Here is a 3,720-nt window from a genome sequence, read left to right on the forward strand (position 1 = left end):
GTGCTGTCGATGCCGACGCGTCCCGACACGACGGTCTGGGTCCGGCCGCCGTTCACGGCGCTCAAACAACAGGTCGTCGCCCGCGTCGCCGTCCCCGGCCGCCGACGTCGCAGCCCCGCGCCGCCGCCGCTGGGATGACGTGAGGTGTCCGCACCGCCGGGGGCGGTGCGAAGAGGCGACTACTTTGTCCTTCCTGTGTGATTTGCGACTCGGGGAGCGCTAACGGCAGGTATGTCCTAGATTGCGGATCACCCGCCCGCAACTCCTGGAGATCGACATGCCCTTGGCCATCTCGCTCGCGGCCGACGGCACGGCCGTCGCGCGCAGACCGCGCGTCCGCCGACCCCTCGCCCTGCTGCTCACCGCACTGGCGGTGCTGGTCTCCACGGTCGGTCTCGCCGGTCCGGCGCGGTCCTACGAGTGGAGCGTGCTGTGCACGGGCTACGACGCCTGCGCCGCTGCCGGCTACTCGAACGCCGGCTACAAGGACCACAGCAGCACGAGCTACTGGAGCCAGTCGACGGGCCACAACTGCACCAACCACGTCGCGTACCGACTCGTCACCAACGGCTTGCTGAACAAGCGGCCCAGCCAGCTGAGCGGCAACGCCTACAACTGGGGGTCTGCGTTCGCGACCCAGACCGACGACGCGCCGGCGGTCGGCTCGGTGGCTTGGTGGGGACAGTCCTTCTCCGGCACCGGCCACGTCGCCTACGTCGAGAAGGTCGTCTCCGCGAACCAGATCGTCATCTCGGAGGACAACTGGGGCGGCGACTTCAGGTGGCGCACGGTCACCCGGTCGGGAGGGCTGTGGCCGGACGGTTTCATCCACCTGCGTGACCTGGGACCTGCCGTCAGTGCTCCTGCCACCTACCCGCGGTACCGGCCGGTGACGCCGACGCGGATCGTCGACACGAGAACCTCGCTCGGGGCAAGTGGCCCGCTTGCGAGCGGAAGCGTCACCAGCATCCTCGTGAACGGCAAGGCGGGGCTGCCACGGACTGCCGTGGGTGCCGTCGTCGTCAACGTGACGGCGGTTCGACCCAGGGCGGCAGGCTGGCTCCTGGCCTACCCGTCGGGCAGCTCGCCGGCCGCCTCCTCGACCCTCAACTTCGACGCGGGGGACGTGGTTGCCAACCAGGCTGTCGTCGGAGTCGGGAGCGACGGGCGCATCCGCCTCGAGGTGAGCCAGACAACCGACGCCCTCGTGGACATCGTGGGCTGGTATCCGGCGTTCGGAAACCTCTCGACGACCACTCCGAAACGGATCCTGGACACGAGATACGGGCTGGGAGCGCCGACGGGCCGCCTCGTGCCGGGCGGCCGCATCGACCTCGCGGTCACCGGAACCTCCGTGGTCCCGCCGTCGGGTGTCGACTCCGTGCTGCTCAACGTGACGGCCGCGCGACCGACCAAGGACGGCAACCTCGCAGTCTGGCCCGCGGCCTCGGCCGCCCCCACCTCGTCATCGCTCAACTTCTCCACGGGAAGGTCGATCTCGGGCCTTGTCTTCGCCAAGGTCGGCAGCAACGGCCGCGTGAGCATCCGGACGTCTGCCGCCACCGACGTCGTCGTGGATGTCGTCGGGTGGTACCCGTCCGGTGCGGACTACCGCGGCTTGGCACCGGCCCGGCTGCTCGACACGCGCTCCGGCGCCGGGGTCGTCTCCAGCGGCCCGGTCGACGCGGCGAGCGTCGTGCGCCTCAAGGTGGCTGGGCGAGGTGGCGTCCCGTTGGCCGGGGTCCGTTCGGTGGTGCTCACCATCGCGGTCACCGGGCCGCAACAAGCCGGCTTTCTCACGGCCTATCCCTCCGGGAGCGTTCGCCCCACCACGTCCAACGTCAACTACGTCGCTGGCCAGACGATCGCCAACACCGCCGTCGTCACACCGAGCAGCGACGGCTACGTCGACATCTACGTCGACAAGAGCACTCAGGTGGTCGCCGACGTCCAGGGTTACCTCATCCAGTAGCTCGGGGGAGGCAGCGACGGGCCGTGGGCAGAGGCCGTCGCTGCCCCTCCCTCAGTCGACCGGCTCGGTCACGAAGTCGATGAGCTCCTCGACGCTCGCGAGGAGGGTCGGCTCGAGGTCCGCGTAGGAGCGCACCGTCCCGAGGATGCGCTTCCACGCGCGTGCGATGTCGGCCTGGCTCGCGTGCGCCCACCCGAGCTCGGCGCAGATGCCGTGCTTCCACGAGGTGCCCCGCGGGATGACCGGCCACTGCTGCCAGCCCAGGCGCTCGGGGCGCACGGACTGCCACACGTCGACGTAGGGGTGGCCGAGGATCTTGACGTGCCGGGCGAGGCCGGGCAGCGCCCGCGCCTGCTCGACGATGCGCGCCTCCTTCGTGCCCGGCACGAGGTGGTCGACGAGGACACCGAGCCGGCGCCCGGGGCCGGGCTCGAACTCGGTGATGATGCCGGCGAGGTCGTCCACGCCGTCCATGAGCTCGACGACGACGCCCTCGACGCGCAGGTCGTCGCCCCATACCTTCTCGACGAGCTCGGCGTCGTGCCGCCCCTCGACGTAGATGCGCGAGCCGCTCGCCACCCGGGCACGGGCGCCCTCGACCGCCACGGAGCCGCTCGCGGTTCGCGAGGCCGCGCGCCGCGCGTCGGCGAGGGCTGTCGCCGCAGCAGCCTGCGGTGGAGTGAGCGTCACCGGGGCCCCGTCGACGAGGAACCCGGGGCCGAGCGGGAACGCCTTGGTGCGTCCGCGACGGTCCTCGAGGTGCACGACGTGCATGCCGCCCGCCTTCTCGACGCGGACCACGGCGCCGACCCAGCCCGTCTCGACGTCCTCGACGACGAGGTCGGCCTCGGCGGAAATCGGGGTGGACCGGCCGCGCCTCGGGGCACGCCAGTCACCGCTCAGCACGTCTGATCCGTAGCGATCGTTGGGGGACACGACAATCGAGGGTATGCCGTGGGGTGTGCCGCCGCGCGCACGCCACGCGGGCGCCGGCCGAGGCGCCGAATGCCACCGGTGGCGGGGAGGTTCCCGACGCAGCCGGGCGGCGCCTACGGTGGATGGAGTCGGAGATCGGCGGGGCACGACGTAGACTTGGCACTCGTCGATCGAGAGTGCCAGATCGGCGTCAGACCTGTGCCTGACCGTGCCAGACCCGTGCCAGACCCGTGCCAGACCCGTGAAGGAGGGACGATGAGCGAGGACCGTAGGTTGATGGTGCTGCGCGCGATCGTGCAGGACTACGTCCAGACCTCCGAGCCGGTCGGGAGCAAGGCGCTCGTCGAGCGCCACCACCTCGGGGTCAGCGCCGCGACGGTGCGCAACGACATGGCCCTGCTCGAGGAGGAGGGCCTGATCCACGCGCCGCACACGTCGGCCGGGCGGGTGCCCACCGACGCGGGTTACCGGGTGTTCGTCGACCGGCTCAGCGCGGTCAAGCCCCTGGGGCAGGGGGAGCGCCGCGCCATCGGCCAGTTCCTCCAGGGCGCTGTCGACCTCGACGACGTCGTCGACCGCACGGTGCGTCTGCTCGCGAGCCTGACCCGTCAGGTCGCGGTCGTCCAGTACCCCTCGCTGACCCGGTCGACGGTCCGCCACATCGAGCTCGTCCCGATGGGCTCGTCGCACCTGATGATCGTCCTCATCGTCAACACCGGCCGTGTCGAGCAGCGTGTCGTCGACACCGGACGCGTCCTGTCGGACGCGACCGGTGAGGCGCTGGTCGCCTCGATCCGGTCACGCATCAACGA

The 3,720-nt window shown here is 70.9% G+C and carries 3 protein-coding genes; 2 read left to right on the forward strand and 1 reads right to left on the reverse strand.

The features are described 5' to 3' along the window. The first annotated feature begins 277 nt into the window (after positions 1-277). The gene (locus tag AC1DP0_RS19525; protein ID WP_478087748.1) at positions 278-1,972 is read left to right on the forward strand and encodes a CHAP domain-containing protein; all 1,695 of its coding nucleotides are present in this window, start codon (positions 278-280) and stop codon (positions 1,970-1,972) included. A gap of 51 nt (positions 1,973-2,023) precedes the next feature. On the opposite strand, the gene AC1DP0_RS19530 is transcribed toward AC1DP0_RS19525, so the two are convergent. Next, on the reverse strand, positions 2,024-2,914 hold the full coding sequence (locus tag AC1DP0_RS19530) for a DUF3097 domain-containing protein (protein WP_478087755.1): 891 nt from the start codon (positions 2,912-2,914) through the stop codon (positions 2,024-2,026). Positions 2,915-3,163: 249 nt separating this feature from the next. Here AC1DP0_RS19530 and hrcA point away from each other — a divergent pair. Then, a partial coding sequence (gene hrcA / locus AC1DP0_RS19535) for a heat-inducible transcriptional repressor HrcA (protein ID WP_478087751.1) occupies positions 3,164-3,720 on the forward strand: 557 nt, incomplete at its 3' end.

The sequence above is a fragment of the Terrabacter sp. P5_B1 genome (assembly GCF_056400505.1).